The sequence below is a fragment of the Agarivorans albus genome (genome assembly GCF_019670105.1).
Classification (GTDB): domain Bacteria; phylum Pseudomonadota; class Gammaproteobacteria; order Enterobacterales; family Celerinatantimonadaceae; genus Agarivorans; species Agarivorans albus.
Genome location: NZ_AP023032.1, coordinates 4,329,422 through 4,347,060, shown reverse-complemented (window position 1 = coordinate 4,347,060; position 17,639 = coordinate 4,329,422). Strand labels below are relative to the sequence as shown.

The 17,639-nt window shown below is 45.6% G+C and carries 17 protein-coding genes; 14 read left to right on the top strand and 3 right to left on the bottom strand.

Annotated features, from left to right (window positions below; translation table 11 throughout):
* The first annotated feature begins 44 nt into the window (after positions 1 to 44).
* The 5 genes from K5620_RS19685 to K5620_RS19665 all read left to right on the top strand — a co-directional run bounded on the left by K5620_RS19685 (position 45) and on the right by K5620_RS19665 (position 5,804).
* A complete protein-coding gene (locus K5620_RS19685) occupies positions 45 to 1,148 on the top strand; it encodes a helix-turn-helix domain-containing protein (protein ID WP_016401914.1) in 1,104 nt (367 codons plus the stop codon).
* A 319-nt stretch (positions 1,149 to 1,467) separates the two neighbouring features.
* Positions 1,468 to 2,571, top strand: a complete 1,104-nt coding sequence (locus K5620_RS19680) for an ABC transporter ATP-binding protein (RefSeq protein ID WP_016401913.1) — start codon at positions 1,468 to 1,470, stop codon at positions 2,569 to 2,571.
* Positions 2,572 to 2,657: 86 nt separating this feature from the next.
* Positions 2,658 to 3,917 (top strand): ABC transporter substrate-binding protein, encoded by a 1,260-nt coding sequence (locus K5620_RS19675; RefSeq protein ID WP_016401912.1) that lies wholly within the window; start codon positions 2,658 to 2,660, stop codon positions 3,915 to 3,917.
* Between the two features lie 54 nt (positions 3,918 to 3,971).
* Complete coding sequence (locus tag K5620_RS19670; protein WP_152783200.1) at positions 3,972 to 4,964, top strand: carbohydrate ABC transporter permease; 993 nt, start codon at positions 3,972 to 3,974, stop codon at positions 4,962 to 4,964.
* A gap of 9 nt (positions 4,965 to 4,973) precedes the next feature.
* Complete coding sequence (locus tag K5620_RS19665; RefSeq protein WP_016401909.1) at positions 4,974 to 5,804, top strand: carbohydrate ABC transporter permease; 831 nt, start codon at positions 4,974 to 4,976, stop codon at positions 5,802 to 5,804.
* A 64-nt stretch (positions 5,805 to 5,868) separates the two neighbouring features.
* Here K5620_RS19665 and K5620_RS19660 read toward each other — a convergent pair whose 3' ends face one another.
* Positions 5,869 to 6,198: a GlsB/YeaQ/YmgE family stress response membrane protein gene (locus K5620_RS19660; protein WP_246612302.1), complete on the bottom strand. Its 330-nt coding sequence runs from the start codon at positions 6,196 to 6,198 to the stop codon at positions 5,869 to 5,871.
* Positions 6,199 to 6,302: 104 nt separating this feature from the next.
* Between K5620_RS19660 and K5620_RS19655 the strand changes: the two genes are divergently transcribed.
* Both K5620_RS19655 and K5620_RS19650 read left to right on the top strand, forming a co-directional pair.
* A complete protein-coding gene (locus K5620_RS19655; RefSeq protein WP_016401907.1) occupies positions 6,303 to 6,914 on the top strand; it encodes a GNAT family N-acetyltransferase in 612 nt (203 codons plus the stop codon).
* A 15-nt stretch (positions 6,915 to 6,929) separates the two neighbouring features.
* Complete coding sequence (locus K5620_RS19650) at positions 6,930 to 7,556, top strand: DUF1349 domain-containing protein (protein WP_215426407.1); 627 nt, start codon at positions 6,930 to 6,932, stop codon at positions 7,554 to 7,556.
* A 56-nt stretch (positions 7,557 to 7,612) separates the two neighbouring features.
* Here the strand turns inward: K5620_RS19650 and K5620_RS19645 are convergent, their stop codons facing one another.
* Positions 7,613 to 8,626 carry a LacI family DNA-binding transcriptional regulator gene (locus tag K5620_RS19645; protein ID WP_016401905.1) on the bottom strand — a complete coding sequence of 338 codons (1,014 nt, stop codon included), beginning with the start codon at positions 8,624 to 8,626 and terminating at the stop codon, positions 7,613 to 7,615.
* Between the two features lie 249 nt (positions 8,627 to 8,875).
* On the opposite strand from K5620_RS19645, the gene K5620_RS19640 reads away from it, so the two are divergent.
* The 4 genes from K5620_RS19640 (at position 8,876) to K5620_RS19625 (ending at position 12,819) form a co-directional block, all read left to right on the top strand.
* Entirely contained in the window at positions 8,876 to 10,222 is a 1,347-nt protein-coding gene (locus K5620_RS19640) for a class II 3-deoxy-7-phosphoheptulonate synthase (protein WP_152783206.1), read from the top strand.
* Positions 10,223 to 10,347: 125 nt separating this feature from the next.
* On the top strand, positions 10,348 to 11,241 hold the full coding sequence (locus tag K5620_RS19635; protein WP_016402356.1) for a DMT family transporter: 894 nt from the start codon (positions 10,348 to 10,350) through the stop codon (positions 11,239 to 11,241).
* A gap of 193 nt (positions 11,242 to 11,434) precedes the next feature.
* A complete protein-coding gene (locus K5620_RS19630; protein ID WP_016402355.1) occupies positions 11,435 to 11,965 on the top strand; it encodes a hypothetical protein in 531 nt (176 codons plus the stop codon).
* A gap of 308 nt (positions 11,966 to 12,273) precedes the next feature.
* The gene (locus K5620_RS19625; protein ID WP_016402354.1) at positions 12,274 to 12,819 is read left to right on the top strand and encodes an arabinose efflux permease; all 546 of its coding nucleotides are present in this window, start codon (positions 12,274 to 12,276) and stop codon (positions 12,817 to 12,819) included.
* Here the strand turns inward: K5620_RS19625 and K5620_RS19620 are convergent.
* Entirely contained in the window at positions 12,816 to 13,427 is a 612-nt protein-coding gene (locus K5620_RS19620) for a LysE/ArgO family amino acid transporter (RefSeq protein ID WP_016402353.1), read from the bottom strand. The genes K5620_RS19625 and K5620_RS19620 overlap by 4 nt on opposite strands.
* Before the next feature lie 91 nt (positions 13,428 to 13,518).
* Between K5620_RS19620 and K5620_RS19615 the strand changes: the two genes are divergently transcribed.
* Genes K5620_RS19615 through K5620_RS19605 form a run of 3 tightly spaced genes read left to right on the top strand, consistent with a single transcriptional unit; the run spans position 13,519 to position 17,633 of the window.
* Positions 13,519 to 14,421 carry a LysR family transcriptional regulator ArgP gene (locus K5620_RS19615; protein ID WP_016402352.1) on the top strand — a complete coding sequence of 301 codons (903 nt, stop codon included), beginning with the start codon at positions 13,519 to 13,521 and terminating at the stop codon, positions 14,419 to 14,421.
* Positions 14,422 to 14,456: 35 nt separating this feature from the next.
* Positions 14,457 to 15,602, top strand: coding sequence for a glycerate kinase (locus tag K5620_RS19610; RefSeq protein WP_016402351.1), 1,146 nt, complete (start codon positions 14,457 to 14,459; stop codon positions 15,600 to 15,602).
* 51 nt (positions 15,603 to 15,653) lie between these two features.
* On the top strand, positions 15,654 to 17,633 hold the full coding sequence (locus K5620_RS19605) for a DNA topoisomerase III (protein ID WP_016402350.1): 1,980 nt from the start codon (positions 15,654 to 15,656) through the stop codon (positions 17,631 to 17,633).
* Positions 17,634 to 17,639: the final 6 nt, after the last annotated feature.

The following is a 17,639-nucleotide window of genomic DNA, read 5'->3' as shown; positions in this document are numbered from 1 at the left end:
TTATACTGGTATTGGCCGCTAGTGTGGAGCAAAGGAGCCTTTTAATGCGTAAAGATAACGCTGTATTGTTATTATTGGATGTTAAACATCCCTATGACCGAGAGATATTGCAGGGCATTACGCATAACCCTAGTCCTATGGCTCGTTGGATGCAGCCTGAAGTAATGACTATTTCAGAAGCTAATTTGGTGAAACTTGATCGCTTTTGTGGGGTGATTGCCGATTTTGATAAACCCGGAGTGGCCGCCTTCTGTGAAAAACTTTCACTGCCCTTAGTGGCTATTTCTGGTTCTCGTTTAAGCCTTCCTTCTCAAACTCATTTAGCAAGAGTGAGCCCCGATAGCTTCGCCATTGTAGAACTCATCGTACAATCGTTCTTGGCTAAAGGTATTCGTCGTGTTGGCTTCTTTAGCGGGGTGCCAGCATTTACCGCACCTTGGGTAAAAGAGCGTAAATTTGCGCTAGCCAAAATTGCCCTTAAATATCGCCTCGAGTATGTAGAGTTAACGGTGCCTGAGTTAGTGACGCCAGAGAGCACGGTAGGTGTGGTAGCAGCTTCTGATACTCAGGCCAGGCAGTTTGCCAGCCTATGCAACGATCAAAACATCAGTGTACCCGAGCACTATTCGTTAATAGGTATTGATGCAGACCCTACTGAAAGCGCTTTATCACCCATTTCATTATGCTCTGCGGTATTGCCCATTCGACAAATTGGTGAACAAGCCTTAGCGGTGTTGCAAGAACAAATCGAAGGTAAGCCAGCACGTGAAGTTTTGGTACCCGCTACCGAGTTGGTGAGTGGCGCTTCTGCCGACAACGTTACCCAAACCGATCCCTTGATCACTAAGGCCTTATTCTTTTTAAACAGCAATTTTCACCGCCGGATCAAAGTGGAGCAAGTTGTCGACTATTGTGCGGTATCTCGCAAAACTCTTGAAACAAGATTCAAACAGGTTCTTGGTAAAACGGTACACCAGCAATTACACCAAGTACGTATGGAGTTTGCTAAGCAGCAGCTGACTTCAACCTCCTCTTCAGTGGACGCCATCGCCGATGCCGCGGGCTTCTCTAACCAGCACTATTTATATTATTTGTTTCGGCAGGAGATGGAGATGACACCCAATCAATACAGACAAAAGTTTGCGTGATACCCCTCTGACATAGTTTTTCACACTATGAAAGCCTTTCTTAAGACAAATAATTGAGTTTTTTTTGGTGGCTGTTTCCCGCCAGTTCTGCGGTTTTAGCCAGTAAATATTATGTTTTATAGTTTAATTGTTGCTATTTGTCATGATACTGGCTTTTTTTATGACAGGCCTCAAATCTTAACCTTTATTCGTTTGAAGACCTTTTCAGGCTTAGCTAAAGTTGATTCCAAGAAAGCGCTTACATGGGATTTGAAACGGAGCGAATCTGTTGGCTCATATTAACGCCTCTCCACATTAAAACTTATGGAAATGAAACATCATGGCAGCAGTTACATTTAATAATTTGAAAAAACGTTTTGGTAAAACGGAAGTAGTGAAAAGCTTCGACTTGCACATTAATGATGGCGAGTTTGTGGTTTTGCTTGGCCCTTCTGGTTGCGGTAAATCAACAACGCTAAGAATGCTGGCTGGCTTGGAAGATATTTCAGACGGTGAGATTTTCATCGCCGATGAATTAGTTAACGACCTACACCCAATGGAACGTAACATCGCCATGGTGTTCCAAAGCTATGCGCTATACCCACACATGAGCGTTGAGCAAAACATTGCCTTTGGTTTGAAAATGACCGGCGTAGCAAAAGATGAGATTGCTAAGCGTGTTAAATACGCGGCAGACATGTTGGAGCTAACACCATTGCTGCAACGTAAGCCAAAAGAGTTATCTGGTGGTCAGCGTCAGCGTGTGGCAATGGGCCGCGCAATGGTACGTACTCCAGAAGTATTCTTATTCGATGAGCCTTTATCTAACCTAGATGCCAAACTTCGTGGCTCTATGCGTGCTGAGATTAAAACCCTGCACGACAAGCTAGGCACAACTACTCTCTATGTAACCCACGACCAAGTAGAAGCTATGACCTTGGCCGATCGCATCGTGATTCTTAAAGACGGTTACATTGAGCAAGTAGGTACACCAAAACAAATCTTTGAAGAGCCCGCTAACAAGTTTGTGGCTTCATTCATTGGTGCACCAGAAATGAATATGATCCCAGCAACTATCAAGAAAGCTGGCACAGTATCAAGCTTGGTATTCTCTGACCAACACATCGACTTACCTGCGATGTACAGCGAAGACAACCAAGTATGTACCTTGGGCATTCGTCCAAGTGACCTGTATCTACATCAACGTTCTATTGAATCAGAAACAATTGGTAGCGTGAAAGCTGATGTTATCGGCGTCGAGCTTCTTGGTTCTACCTACCACGTGCAGTGTGAGCTGGATGGTGCACGTTTTATTGCTGAAGTGGCAATTGCTGATGATGTAAACGCTGATATGGACGATAAAGTGGAGTTGTTCTTCGATATCTCGCGGATCCACTTGTTTAACAATGAAACCGGAAAGGCAATCTTGCCAAAAATGAACTAGTTACTCCCAGCGCTTGTAAAAGCGTAGGCGCACTAGCCAATTGCGACATTGAATAATAATAAAGTTCATGTACTTAGGAGAATAGGATGTTTAATAAAAAGAAACTTGGAACAGTAGCGTTAGCCCTAGGCACCACGCTGGCGTTAACCGCAACGTCAGCATGGGCAAAAACTACCCTAACAGTTGCTTCATTCCCAAGCTTTGACCAAGCGGTAAACTCAGCAATTCCGCTATACAAAAAGCTTCACCCAGAAGTAGAAATTAAATTAGTTTCACTTGCATACGGTGACCACCACAATGCAATGACTACTGCTCTTGCGACTGGCGGTAACCTGCCTGACGTAATGGGTATTGAATATGGCTACATTGGCCGCTTTGCAGCTTCTGGTGGCTTAGAAGATCTGCGTGCCGCTCCTTACAGCGCAGAGCAATACGAAAAACTATTCTCTAAGTTCACTGTTCCACTAGCTACCGGTGGTAGTGGTACTTTGGCTGCTATCCCAGCCGATATTGGCCCGGGTGCATTGTTCTACCGTGAAGATATCTTAGAAAAAGCAGGTGTAACGAAAGCAGACCTAACTAAAGATTGGGACTCTTACATTGCAGCTGGTAAGAAAATTAAGGAAGCAACAGGTTCTTACCTTGTTTCAAGTGCGACAGATATCAAAGACATCGTAATTCGCAGTGGCTTAAAAGACGGCCAAGGCATCTACTTTGATGCAGATAACTCTATCACTGTTGAGTCAGACCGCTTTAAAGAAGCATTCCGTTTAGCGAAAGCGGTTCGTGAAGCAGGTATCGATGCTCAAGTAGGCGCATGGAGCTCTGAGTGGACCGAAGGTCTACGTCGCGGCACTATCGCTTCTCAAATGATGGGTGCTTGGTTAGGCGGTCACTTAAACGGTTGGATTGCACCAGAAAGTAAAGGCTTATGGCGCTCTTCTCACCTACCTGCAGGCGCATACGCTAGCTGGGGTGGTTCGTTCTACGGTATTCCTAAGAAAGCTAAAAACAAAGAAGCAGCTTGGGAATTCATTAAGTTCATGACTATGAACAAAGAAATGCAAATTGCTGCATTCCGTGACTTAGACGCTTTCCCTGCTCTTATTGAAGCTCAAAACGATGATTTTGTTAATCAGCCAATTGAGTACTTAGGCGGCCAAGTGGCTCGCGTAGAGTGGAAAGAAGCTGCTGACCGTATTCCAGCAATGGACGTACACAAGCATGATCCAGTTGCTGAGCAAATCATTAACGATGCTTTAGAAGCTGTACTAGAGCGTGACGCTGACATTGACACTGTGTTAGCTGACGCTGCGAAACAAATCAAACGTCGCGCTAGACGTTAATATTAACACTGAGGGAGCTCGCCTCCCTCTCTTTCTTTTTGTCGGGAGTTAAAGATGTCTTCTGTCGAGTCTGCCGTAAGACCACCAGTAGTTAAAATTAGAAAGCGGACCCTAAAGCAGCGACTAAATGCTAGTGGCTATAAGTGGGCTCCTTACGTATTTGTCAGTCCATTTTTTGTTATTTTTGCTGTGTTTGGGTTATTTCCCTTACTGTTTTCTTTATTTCTATCGTTTCATTACTGGGAGCCGGCAGCTGGTTTAGCCGCCATGGAATGGGTAGGTATCGAGAACTTTACCTTTACCTTAACCGATGATTGGTTCCAAACATCTGTTTACAACACGATTTGGATAGCCTTGGCTGCGGGTATTCCCCAGCACGTAGTAGCTATACCACTGGCTTATTTTTTACATACCAGCTTTAAACGCAGCCGTAACACGGTAGTGGGTATGTACTTCTTACCTTTCATTACCTCGTCGGTGGCGATTTCTTTGGTATTCACTACCTTGTTCTCGCGTGACTTCGGCATGATTAACATGCTGTTCACTTCGGCAGGTAACTGGACAGTTGGCGACATTCAACCTTTGGCTTGGTTATTCCCAACCGCCAATATTGACTGGAACCGTCCTGAATATACTAAAACGATGATTGCTTTCGTAGTGTTCTGGCGCTACGTGGGGTGGAACACGGTATTGTACTTATCTGCAATGCAAACCATTCCAAAAGATTTATACGAAGCGGCAACAGTAGATGGTGCTAAACGTTGGCAGCAATTCTGGTACATCACTGTACCTATGCTTAAGCCTATGATGTTCTTCGCAGTAACCTTAACCATTATTGGTAACCTGCAGTTATTTGAAGAACCATTCATTATTACTGGCGGTACCGGTGGTATTGAGCAAGCAGGTAAAACAGCTGCAATGCACATGTACATTACCGCGTTCGTAGAGGGTGACTTTGGTACTGCATCAGCAATCTCTTGGATTCTGTTTGCTCTGATTGCCTTCCTCACCTGGGGTAACAATAAATTGCTCGGTGAGAAGAAGTAGGACCGAATTATGAATAAATTAACTAAAAGCCATATCATTGCTTATTTCATCGTGGGGATGGGCTCAATCATCATGTTGGCCCCGTTCTACTTCATGTTTGTATTTGCAACGCATACCAACTCATCGATTTTGTCGGTGCCACCCCCAGTGTGGTTTGGTGGAGAGTTCATTAACAACGTAGGTATTTTGTTAGACGCATTGCCGTACTTTTGGCACAACATTGGTTTGAGTTTCTACGTAGCGTTAATTACTACCATATTGAACTTATTCTTCTGTTCGTTGGCGGGTTATGCATTTGCCATGTTTGAGTTCAAAGGCCGTAACTTAATGTTCATTTTGATTATGGGCACCATGTTATTACCTCCATTCTTGGGCATGATTCCAACCGCTTTGATTATGTCTAAGCTGGAATGGATGAACCAACCACGTGCGCTTTACATTCCAATGGCTTGTGGTGCAATGGGTATCTTTATGATGCGTCAGTTCATCTCAAGTGCGATTCCAAAAGAGCTTATTGAAGCGGCTCGTATGGATGGCTGTAACGAGTTTGCTATCTACTGGCGTGTAGTGGTTCCACTTATTACACCTGCCTTTGGTACGCTTGGTCTTATTACCTTTATTGGTCAGTGGAACAACTTCATGGGCCCATTGGTTGTAATGAACGACATGAAGATGTTTACCGTGCCGCTAGCACTACGTGCGCTGCAAGGTACTGGCCAGGTACCTTGGGGTGCAATTTGTGCCGGTGCCGCCATTGCGGTAGTGCCATTAATGATTTTGTTTGTGATGACTTCTCGTAAGTTGATCGACGGCCTAACAGCAGGTGCTGTGAAAGGTTAATCAAGTCTTAAATAATTAAAAAAGCCAGCTAATTAGCTGGCTTTTTTGTTTCATCTTTTGCGACTTATTTTTTCACAATACTCACGATGTAGAGCAATATAACTGCGCCCACTACAGCGGTAATCAGCGAACCCAGCATACTGGTACTGCCAAAGCCCAGTAAACCAAAGACAAAGCCTCCAATTACCGAACCCACAATACCCACTACAATATTGCCCACTACGCCAAAGCCGCCGCCTTTCATAATATTGCCAGCTAACCAACCCGCTACCGCGCCAATCAGTAACCAAATAATGATGCCCATAATGATCCTTAGTTTGTTGTGAAAGTTTGCTTGTTGCAGCCAACCATAGAGAGTAACGATGCTGCAATCACTACGCTTAAGTGTAGTCAAAACAACCGCGCCTGTAGTTTGATTTTTAATCACACTTTTTGCTTTCTATTCATCTGCTTGCGTATTAATCTGAGCTGTACTAAATAGCCAATTTGGAATGCGCGATGAGTCAACAGCCTTACTTAATCGAAACCGAGTTAGCCAGTGATGATGTATTGCTTAGCCCTTTGTTACCAAGTCATCGAGATGCCTTGCTCAGCGCTGAGGCCGATGGCAATTTGAGTGAGCTGTGGTATACCAGCGTGCCTAACGCCAGCAACATTGATGCGTATTTGGATAGTGCTTTGTTGCAAAAGCAGCAAGGTGTGGCTTTGCCCTTTGTAGTGCTGGATAAACACTCAAATAAATTGATTGGTGCAACCCGTTTTTGCAATGCCGATGTGGTGAATAAACGCTTGGAAATTGGCTATACCTGGTACGCTAAACGTTACCAGCGTTCGGTGGTAAATACTCAGTGTAAGTTGCTGCTGTTAGGCTACGCGTTTGAGCAGCTTGATTCGATTGCAGTAGAGTTTAGAACCCACTGGCATAACCAAGCATCGCGCGCGGCGATTGCCCGTTTAGGCGCGAAACAAGATGGCGTTTTGCGTAACCATAGTGTGGATGATCAAGGGTGTTATCGTGACACGGTGGTGTTTTCAATCACTAATCATGAGTGGCCCACGGTGAAGCGGAGCTTACAACACAAGCTAGCGCGCTATTCGCCAAGGGCCTAAGCCAGCAGGAGTGAAATGATGAAAGATTTTTCACAGGGGCAATGGATTAACCGCCCTAAGCAATTTGTTTTAGAAGAAACCCAGTTAGTGATCGAAACTGAAGCCAATACCGATTTCTGGCAGCGCTCCTATTATGGTTTTCGCAATGACAATGCGCCGGCACTATTGATTGAGCGAGCAGACAACTTTAGCCTGAGCGTGAAAGTAAGCTTCAATTATCAAGCTCAGTTTGACCAAGCTGGGGTGATTATTTACCTCAACGACGAGAACTGGTTTAAAGCTTCTATTGAGTATGAAACAGCTAACTTATCGCGGCTGGGATCGGTGGTCACTAACTTAGGTTATTCCGATTGGGCCACGACAGACATCGCAACTCCACAACACATTTGGTATCGCTTAAGTCGTCGCGGGCCAGACTTTTTAATTGAGTATGCTAAAGACGGTGTTAACTATCAGCAAATGCGGATTTTTCACTTGCATCAACTTGGGGCTACCTCAGCGGAGCAAAGCGATCCGCCGGCTGCTGCAAGCTGTTCGGTCAGGTTTGGCTTGTATGCATGTAGCCCGTTGAATTCTTCGTTTAAGGCTCAATTTGAACAACTGAGGTTGGGCGCGTGTATATGGCGAGCACACAAAACGTAGCCGCGGTTTGCCAATGAAACAGCCTTAGTTAAGCGCTAAGTCCTTCGCTAAAGACCTTAAGATTTTACTGGCGCTGTGCTTTGGCGTTGCACCAAGTGAGTTGGCAATAACACTTGTGCTTGCTCGGGTGCTTGCTCTTTCATTCGTTGCATCAATAAACTTACCGATTTTTCACCCAGTTCTAGGCAGTCTTGCGCAACAGTGGTAAGCGGCGGGTTATAAAACTCACTGTCTTCGTGGTTATCAAAGCCCACTACTGATATGTCTTCTGGCACTTTAATGTGGCGCTCATTTAGGGCGCGTAACACACCTAAGCACATCTCATCATTAGCCACCAGTAGCGCTGTAAAATCGTGGCCAGCATCGAGCAAATCTATCGTAGCTTGATAACCGCTACGAGCATTCCATTTACCATGAATGGTGTGTACCGGTTTAAGCCCGGCATTTTCTAAGGTGTTTAACCAACCTGTTTCACGCCAATGAGCCACACAGGTGTCTTCTGCACCGTTAATTAGGGCGATCTTGGTATGGCCTAAATCGATAAGGTGCTGCGCAGCGAGGCTAGCCCCGCCAACTTGATCATGAGATACCTGCAAGGCTTCGCTGGTTTTATCAAAGTCGATGAAGATGCAAGGGGGCAAATTGCCGCGTTCTAGAATCTGTTTGATCATCGTGTGGGTCACCGAGGTATTAATGATCAAACCATCAACCTGTTGACCAAGCAGTTCGTCGATAGCTTGGTTGCAAGCATCTGGATTTAGCTCATTCATGGTTGAGATTGATAAGGTGAAACCTTGCTTCGCTGCTTCTTTACGAATGCCTTCTGCAATTTTCGAAATAGCGTGTAAGGAGATATCAATTGAGACAAAACCCAGCGTGAGAGATTTTCTTCGAGCCAGCTGCTGAGCCATGCGATTTGGCAAGTAGCCAGAGTCGGCAATGGCTTTCTCAACTTTAATACGTGTCTTTTCAGCAACTTTGGGTGACTTTCTCACCACGCGAGCTACCGTTTGATGAGATACGCCTGCTACTTTGGCTACGTCTTTTAAGGTTGCTGATGCTTGTTTCATAGGTTTCATAGAAGTGGTTATCTTGTTGATCATGTTAACAAATGTGCAGTGCCCTCCCTATGGGCCAAAGCGTAGATTTGTATGAAAATGTGAGCTGTTTCAGTTGTTTTTTTTTGTTGTTATTTACGTTTTATTGTTGCGCTGAAGTAATAAAAAATTAAGCTCGCATAAAAAAACTAAAATTAGCGCTTTTCATGCGCTCTAGAATGCCTATTATGGGAGTTTTTAGAGCACTCTCGGGAACGCAACATGACGCAATGGACACCCTCAAGCTGGAGAGACAAACCAGTAAAACAATTACCTACTTACCCTGATCAAGAAAAGCTTCAACAAACCGAGAAGTATTTGGCTGATCAGCCGCCGCTAGTTTTTGCTGGTGAAGCACGCGCTTTACGTGAAGACTTAGCCAAAGTAGCCAAGGGTGAAGCATTTTTACTACAAGGTGGTGATTGTGCTGAGAGTTTTGATGAGTTCCGTACCAGTCATATTCGCGATACCTTTAAAGCGCTAATGCAAATGGCAGTGGTGTTAACCTTTGGTGGTCAAAAACCAGTGGTTAAAATTGGCCGTATTGCTGGCCAGTTTGCTAAGCCGCGTAGTGAAGACATGGAAACCATTAATGGTGAAAGCTGGCCTTCTTACCGTGGTGACATCATCAACGCCATCGACTTTAACGAGAAAAGTCGTGTGCCTGATCCGCAGCGTATGATCGAAGCTTACAACCAATCAACTTCAACCTTGAACTTGCTACGTGCCTTTGCTCAAGGTGGTTTAGCCGATTTAAACCAGGTTCATAAATGGAACTTGGACTTCATTAAGAAAAGCCCACTAGGTGAGCGTTACGAAGCATTAGCTGGCAGCATTGAAGAGTCACTGGCCTTTATGAGCGCCTGTGGTATTAACCCAGCTACTGCGCCTCAGTTGCGTGAAACCAACTTGTACACTTCGCACGAAGCTTTGTTGCTTCCTTACGAGCAAGCTTTAACACGTTGTGACAGCCTTACTGGTAAGTGGTACGACTGTTCGGCACACATGTTATGGATTGGCGATCGTACTCGTCAAATCGACCATGCTCACATCGAGTTCTTACGTGGCGTAGAAAATGCGATTGGCCTTAAAGCCGGCCCTACTACTGATCCAGAAGAGCTATTACGCATTATCGATATTATTAACCCGAACAACGAAGCGGGTCGTTTGAACTTAATCGTACGTATGGGCGCAGATAAAGTGGCAGACCACTTACCTGCGTTAATTCAAGCGGTTGAGCGCGAAGGTAAAAACGTGGTGTGGAGCTCAGATCCAATGCACGGCAATACCATTAAAGCGCCAAATGGTTACAAAACGCGCCGCGTAGATGACGTACTACGTGAAGTTCAGCAGTTCTTCCAAATTCATAAAGCCGAAGGCACTTACGCGGGTGGTGTTCACTTTGAAATGACTGGCCGTAACGTGACCGAATGTGTCGGTGGTGCTTTCCAGATCACTGAACATGATTTAGCCCAGCGTTACCACACCTACTGTGACCCACGCTTAAATGCAGACCAAGCTTTAGAGTTGGCATTCTTAATTGCTGACCATATTAAAGCCGCTCGCTAAGCTGTTTGCTTACTTGCTAAAAGCCACCCTTGGGTGGCTTTTTTTTGTTGTGAGCAATTATCGGGTCGCTTGTTATTTTAGTTTGTTGCACACTGCATTTTTGATTTAAGGATTAGGGAAGCTAAATGGAACTAGCCAGTGTTATTCGCTTGTTGTTGCTCTCGGCGATTTGGGGAAGTTCGTTTTTGTTTATGCGCATTGCTGCGCCAGTGCTTGGCCCCGCCATGCTGATAGAGTTGCGGGTGGGTTTTGCGGCATTGTTTTTATTGGTTGTAGGCTATTTCTTAAAAAAGAAACTGCAGCTTATGCAGCACTGGCGGCACTACTTCATCTTGGGCTTTTTCAACTCCGCCCTGCCATTTTTATTGCTGGCCTATGCCGCGCAAACCTTGTCGGCTTCTTTGCTGTCTATTCTTAATGCCACCGCCTCAATATGGGGGGCGATAATTTCTGCCTTATGGCTGCGCCAAGCGTTACCGATGAAAAAGGTCTGTGGCTTACTGATTGGTGTAGTGGGCGTGGCGATTTTGGTGGGGTTTGATAACGCCAGCCTTGAGCCTGGCGCTAAATTGGCTATTGCTGCGTCTATTGGCGCTGCCGTGTGTTATGGCATTGCCAGTAGTTATGCACACTCGGCTAAATCGGTTGAACCTTTTGCTAATGCGCATGGTGGCATGTGGGCGTCAACCATTTTGGTATTGCCCACCTTGTTGTTTTTTCCGGTCGTTGAAACGCCAAGCAGTAATTTGTTGTTGTCGGTAGTGTTTTTAGGTGTGGTCTGTAGCGGAGTGGCTTACTTGCTCTACTATCGCCTAATTAGTGATGTTGGTGCATCGTCGGCGTTAACGGTTACTTTCTTAATTCCTATTTTTGGCATTTTCTGGGGTAGTGTGATTTTGCAAGAAAGCATTGGTTGGAGCACAGTAGTTGGCACCATGGTTATTCTGTTGGGGACCGCCTTAGTCACCGGCTTTTCACCTCGACAAGTGTTTGCCGCGCGTAAATCAAAATTGCGCTAAGTAACAGACCCTAGTAATAAATCAAAGCACTAACCATACTTAAGCTCAAGCGAAGATAAGAAATGCAAATCGCTTAAAGTAGGTCTTAGTTGATAGGTTCTAAGTAACAAGGCAGCTAAGCAACTAAGCGGGCAGCTAGCAGAGGTGCTTGTTGTATCTTAGCGTGAGCTTCTTAGTGGTGAAGGGAAGGGTTATGGCTTGGTCAATCACACGTACGCAAGTGTTGGTTTCTATTGGATTGCTATTCAATGTGGTGGCTGCGCTAATGACCAATTTTTATATCGACCGAGTCAGCCAAGACGCCCACAAATTGGTACAGCAACAAACCGCCAACGATAATTTAATTCGACAAACTTGGTTGCAAATAGATGCCTTAGAACGCAAACGAGAGCTTATTTTAAGTTTACTCACCAGTGCTGCTCACAATCAGCAAACCATTCCGTCCCAAGTTCAAACTTTGCTGCAAAACGATTTAAAATATTGGTTAGATATGGCGTCGTTGCCTCCTCTTGATCTAGAGAATCTTCCACTCTTAGATGACCAGATCGCTAAAGCCCAAGATCAACAACGTAATCGAATTGATAATTGGTATTTGCAAAATCTCGATTTGATGGATGATTACACCGAGCAAATGGGCTGGATCTCTAGCCTACGTAACTTAGCCTTGTTTCTGCAAATTATTGGCTTGGCGCTAATTTTAGCCAGAGACTTAAGTAGGCATTGATACTAGGGTCTGTTGATCTTTGGTGTTGAAATTTTGTTCGAGATAAGCGGGCTTTAATCGAGGCGAGCACTTCAAGGCCTAGTGGGCTAAGCAAGAAGTGCTTAACAAAGAGTAAAGCCCGCTTATCCGAACCCTTCGGGCAGCATTTATTAGCTATTTATTCAGCGTTAGCGAGTGATTATTAAGCCCACTTAACTGCACACTCACTGCCTTGCCTAAATGGCTAATAAATTGCTGCAAAAGCCATCAGCAAAGATCAATAGACCCTAATAACACTAACTCGTTAATAGCAGTAAAGGAGTGACACCATGGCCGATGTAGGGCATCAAGAACAGCTAGATACTATCGATAAAATTAGCGTGAGCCTCTATCGTGTTGGTTGGTTATTACTGTGTTTTAGTTTTGCTGCTGCGGCCTATAAAGCCTTGGTGCTTGGTGTGATGTGGCAGCCCTTGTGGTTATTGGCTGCAGCCATTGCATTACAAGCCTTTAATTTACACTTATATAGCAAAGCTATTCGTTATTTGGTGCAAGGGGCTGCGTGGCTGGGGCTATGGTTAGCAATGGCATTTTACCTGTGGCACTGGCCAGTGCTTTCTTATGCCGCGCTGGCTTGTTTCTACTTGGTAGTAGGTGCCTTGGCATTTAAGGAGAGCTTTTGTTTTCAATTAGGCTGGCTACGTTGGTTAGGCGTCTTGTTAATTGTTGACTACCTATTGCGTTTTAGCCCTTGGTTAAACTTGCGTGGTTTGTTGTTATTGAGTATTGCAGCGTTGGCCATTTATATTGCTTACCAGAAGTGTCGCCAGCCAATGCACTACGACATTGGCAAGCGGGAGAACTATCAAATTTAGCCAAATACAAACTTGAGCAAGTAAATGGCTAAACCAAACATCATTAAACCAATTAAGCTGTCGATAACTTGCTGGGCGCGCGGCTTGGCTAACAAAGGGGCTAACTTGGCTCCCAGTAGCGCTAAACCAAAGAACCACAAAAATGAAGCACTCACTCCGCCAGCGACAAACATCGGTCGCTGTTCCACGCTAATGTTAGCGGCAAATCCACCCAAGATGACAATTGTATCGATGTAGACATGGGGGTTTAAAAAGGTAAAGGCGCAGCAGGCCAGAATAATCGCTTTTACTTCATGTTTAGCTTCACCTTGTTCTAAGCTGCTCTCGCCTCGCCAAGCGCGTTGTAAACACTGAAAGCCATACATCATCATAAAGCCAGCGCCTAGTATGCTAATGGTGTACAACAACCAAGGGTAGGCGCTAAACAGTTTGGCGCCGCCCCACACCCCTAAACACATAAAAAACACATCGGCCAAAGAGCAAAAGCTTGCCACTAACAAGTGATGGCGACGGCGAATGCCTTGGTTTAATACAAACGCATTTTGCATGCCGATGGGCATGATCAGAGTTGCCATTAAGCTAAGGCCGGTGAAGTAAGTCGCAATCATTAGTTAAGCTCGTCAAAAACAATGGCAGGACTATAACCATAAGATCTGCTTTAATATATCTAATAATTTTAATGCTAGATAAGTTTTGCTAATGAAGCTGAGTGATATTGATTATAAGTTGTTAAAAGCCTTGGACTCGGTGTTAAGTGAGCAGAGTTTTGAACGAGCCGCTCAACGTTTGCATCTTACTCAGTCGGCTATTTCTCAGCGAATTAAAGCGTTAGAGAGTCAAGTGGGCCAACCGTTGTTAATTCGCTCTCAGCCGCTTATGCCTACAGAGTTAGGCCAGCAACTGCTAGGGCATTATCAGCGCGTGGTACAGCTAGAAACCGAGCTAGTTAACCAGCTTAATGTAGATGAAACTCGGGTGCAGGCCTTGCCCTTGGCAGTTAATGCCGACAGCCTTGCTAGCTGGCTAATTCCGGCACTTACACCTACCCTGCAACAGCAACGAGTAGAGATGAATTTATACGTTGAAGATGAATCGCGCACCTGGCAACGCATGCGCAGTGGTGAGGTGCTGGCCTGTGTCACTAGTCATGCAACACCTGTTGCTGGCAGTGATAGTCATTTCTTGGGCTACATGGAATATTTGTGTGTGGCTACACCTGATTTTGTGCAGCGATTTTTTCCAAAGGGAGTGAACAGAGACAGTTTAAGCCATGCGCCAGGCATGTCGTTTGACCAGCACGATGATATGCATATTCAATTTTTGTTAGAGCATTTTTCTTTAAGCCCGGGGCAGTACCCTTGCCATACAGTACGCTCTTCTGAAGCCTTTATGGAACTGGCTTTAGCCAGTGGTGCCTATAGCCTTAACTCAAGATTGCAAGTGGCTAAACATCTGGGTGATGGAAGTTTAATTAACCTTACACCTAGCCTACAAGTTAGGGTGCCGTTGTACTGGCATCACTGGCAATTAGCAGGTAAGTTAATGAAACAACTGAGTGAGCAGATCCGCAGTTATACCCAAGATTGTCTGCCCCAGCAGTAACTTGCAGCCAGCCTATAGATTGAAAAGGAAAGCCGATGAAGATAGTAATTGCGCCCGATTCATTTAAAGAAAGCCTAAGCGCCATGGAAGCGGCCGAGATGATAGAACAAGGCTTCCAGCAAGTATTTCCCGATGCCGAATATTGCAAGGTGCCCTTGGCCGATGGTGGCGAAGGTACTGTGCAAGCCATGGTTGATGCCACCAATGGGCAAATCATGCCAGTGTTGGCCGCCGGGCCACGTGGTAATCAAGTTGAAGCTTTTTTTGGTGTATTAGGTGACAAGCAAACCGCGGTAATTGAAATGGCCGCAGCCTCAGGTTTGCACCTTGTTGAACCGGCCTTGCGAGATCCGCGTAAAACCTCTAGCTATGGAACTGGCGAGCTGATTAGCGCCGCCTTAGATGCTGGGGCAAGTAAGCTCATTATTGGTTTGGGTGGCAGTGCAACTAACGATGCTGGTGTTGGTATGTTGCAAGCCTTAGGCGCGCAGTTCTATGACAAATTCAACAAGCCCTTAAAACGTGGTGGTGCCGAGTTAATTGACTTAGAAAGCATTGATATCTCGGGCTTAGATCCTCGCTTAGCCGATGTAGACATTGAAGTAGCCTGTGATGTAGACAATCCACTGTGTGGCGAACACGGTGCTAGTGCGGTGTTTGGCCCACAAAAGGGCGCAAGCCCTGAGATGATTCGCCAGCTTGATGCCGCTTTAGGCCGCTTTTCATCGGTAGTATTTAGCCAATTTGGCATTGATATTATGCATGTTGCTGGCAGTGGCGCTGCTGGTGGTATGGGCGCGGCCTTATTAGCTTTCATGCAGGCAGAATTACGCCCCGGTGTGCAAATTGTTACCGAAGCTGTGGATTTGGCGGCTAGTTTAGAAGGGGCGGATTTATTGATAACCGGTGAAGGGCGAATTGATAGCCAAACCATTGCCGGTAAAACGCCCTATGGCGCAGCGCAAATAGCCATGCAATTTAAAGTGCCGGTGATTGCTTTAGCCGGGGCGATGTTGCCTGGTTATGAAGTGGTGCATGAACACGGTATTGATGCGGTATTTTCGGTAGTGCCGGGGCCTTGCGATCTTTCTCAAGCATTAAGCGAAGCTGAGCAAAACCTATTTGTATCTGCTAAAAATGTGGCTGCTACCCTCAAACTTAGCCAACAAATGCTTGGCTAAGTGTTAAAAGTGGCTACAATAACTGTATAAAATCACAGTTGTTGTAGTCCATTGCGTTTATATATTGCCGAAAAACCCAGCCTTGCCCGCGCCATCGCCGCGGTATTGCCTAAACCTCAACAAAAGCATAATGGCTATATTCAGCTGGCCAATGGCGATTGCGTTACTTGGTGCATTGGTCACTTGTTGGAGCAAGCCGAACCAGAACATTACGACGCCAAATTTAAGCAATGGCGCTTAGAACACTTACCTATTTTCCCCGACAAATGGCAGTGGAAAGCCAAATCTAAAACCGCTTCGCAGCTTAAAGCGATTAAAAGCTTAGTGAAACAAGCCAGCAGTATTGTACATGCCGGTGATCCAGACCGTGAAGGCCAATTGTTGGTAGATTTAGTGATTGAACACAGCAAAGCCAAAGTGACTCTTAAGCAGCAATGTCAGCGTTTGTTGATTAGTGATTTAAACCCAGCGGCAGTAAGTCGCGCCTTAAAACAGCTAAAATCCAATCAAGAGTTTTCTGCACTTTCTACCTCTGCATTGGCGCGCTCTCGCGCCGATTGGTTATATGGCATTAATCTAACTCGCGCTTATACCCTAAAAGGCCAGCAGCAAGGTTACTCAGGAGTTCTGTCGGTTGGGCGAGTACAAACCCCTATTTTGGGTTTAGTGGTACGGCGTGACCAAGAGATCGCCGAATTTGTTAGTCGCCCGTATTACCAAGTAGAAGCTCATCTGCACACCGAGCAAGCAGAAGCTTTTACCGCGCTGTGGCAACCTAGTGAAGCTTGCGAACCTTATCAAGATGAAGAAGGGCGGGTGCTTAGCCGGCCTCTGGCAGAGCATGTAGTTAAACGGGTGAATCAGCAAGCGGGCTTGGTGCAATCACTTAAACAGCAAGATAAACAACAAGCGCCACCGCTGCCTTACAATTTATCCAGTTTGCAAATTGATGCAGCCAAACGTTTTGCTTATAGCGCCAAACAGGTTTTGGATATATGTCAGGGTTTGTACGAGCGACATAACTTAATTACTTACCCTCGCTCCGATAGCCGTTATCTACCCAAGCAGCATCATGCTGAAGCGCCTAAGGTGGTAGCTGCTATTCAGGCTAATAGTCAGCACCTAGAAAAGGCCTGTGTAGACGCCGATTTAACTAAACGCAGCAAGGCTTGGAATGATGCTAAAGTTGAAGCCCACCATGCGATTATTCCTACCGAGAAGCGTTATGCAGTGGCGAAATTAGGTGAGGCTGAACGCAATGTGTATGAGCTGATTGCCCGCCAATATCTACTACAGTTTTATCCGCATTATCAGTACGCCCATACCGAGGCCAATATTGTTATTGCCGATGGGCACTTTAAAGCCACCGCTAACCAGATTAAAGAGCTAGGTTGGAAGGCATTGTTTCCGCAGAAAAAGTCGGCAGAAGACATGGCTACTCTGCCGCCGCTAAAGCAAGGGCAAGTGCTGCAGTGTGTGGATGCTAGAGTGCTAGATAAACAAACCCAGCCTCCAAAAGCCTTTACCGATGCCACCTTGCTAGCCGCTATGACCGGCATTGCTAAATACGTGCAAGATCCCAGCTTAAAAGCGGTGTTAAAAGATACCGATGGCTTAGGCACCGAAGCTACGCGAGCAGGCATTTTAGAGCTGTTATTCAAGCGTGGCTTTTTACTGCGCCAGGCTAAACAAATTCATGCCAGTGACAGTGGCAAGGCCTTAATCAATGCGCTCCCAGCGTTGTGCACTTGGCCAGACATGACCGCCCACTGGGAAACCCAACTTAATGCCATTAGTCAAAAAGCCCAAAGCTACCAAGGTTTTATGCAAGGCATGCAAGGTCAGCTGAGCCAATTGGTTGAGCAGAGTGCTAGTGTAAATGCGCAAGCTTTTGCTGGTTTGGCTAAACCTGCTAGCAACAAAGCTTATCGAAAAAAGCGAACCAACAATAAAGGCGGCAGCCGAAGCTATACCAAGCGCGCGGGAAGTTCAGCCAAAAAGACCTCACGCAAAGCTAAGCCTGCAGCATAAGGAAGC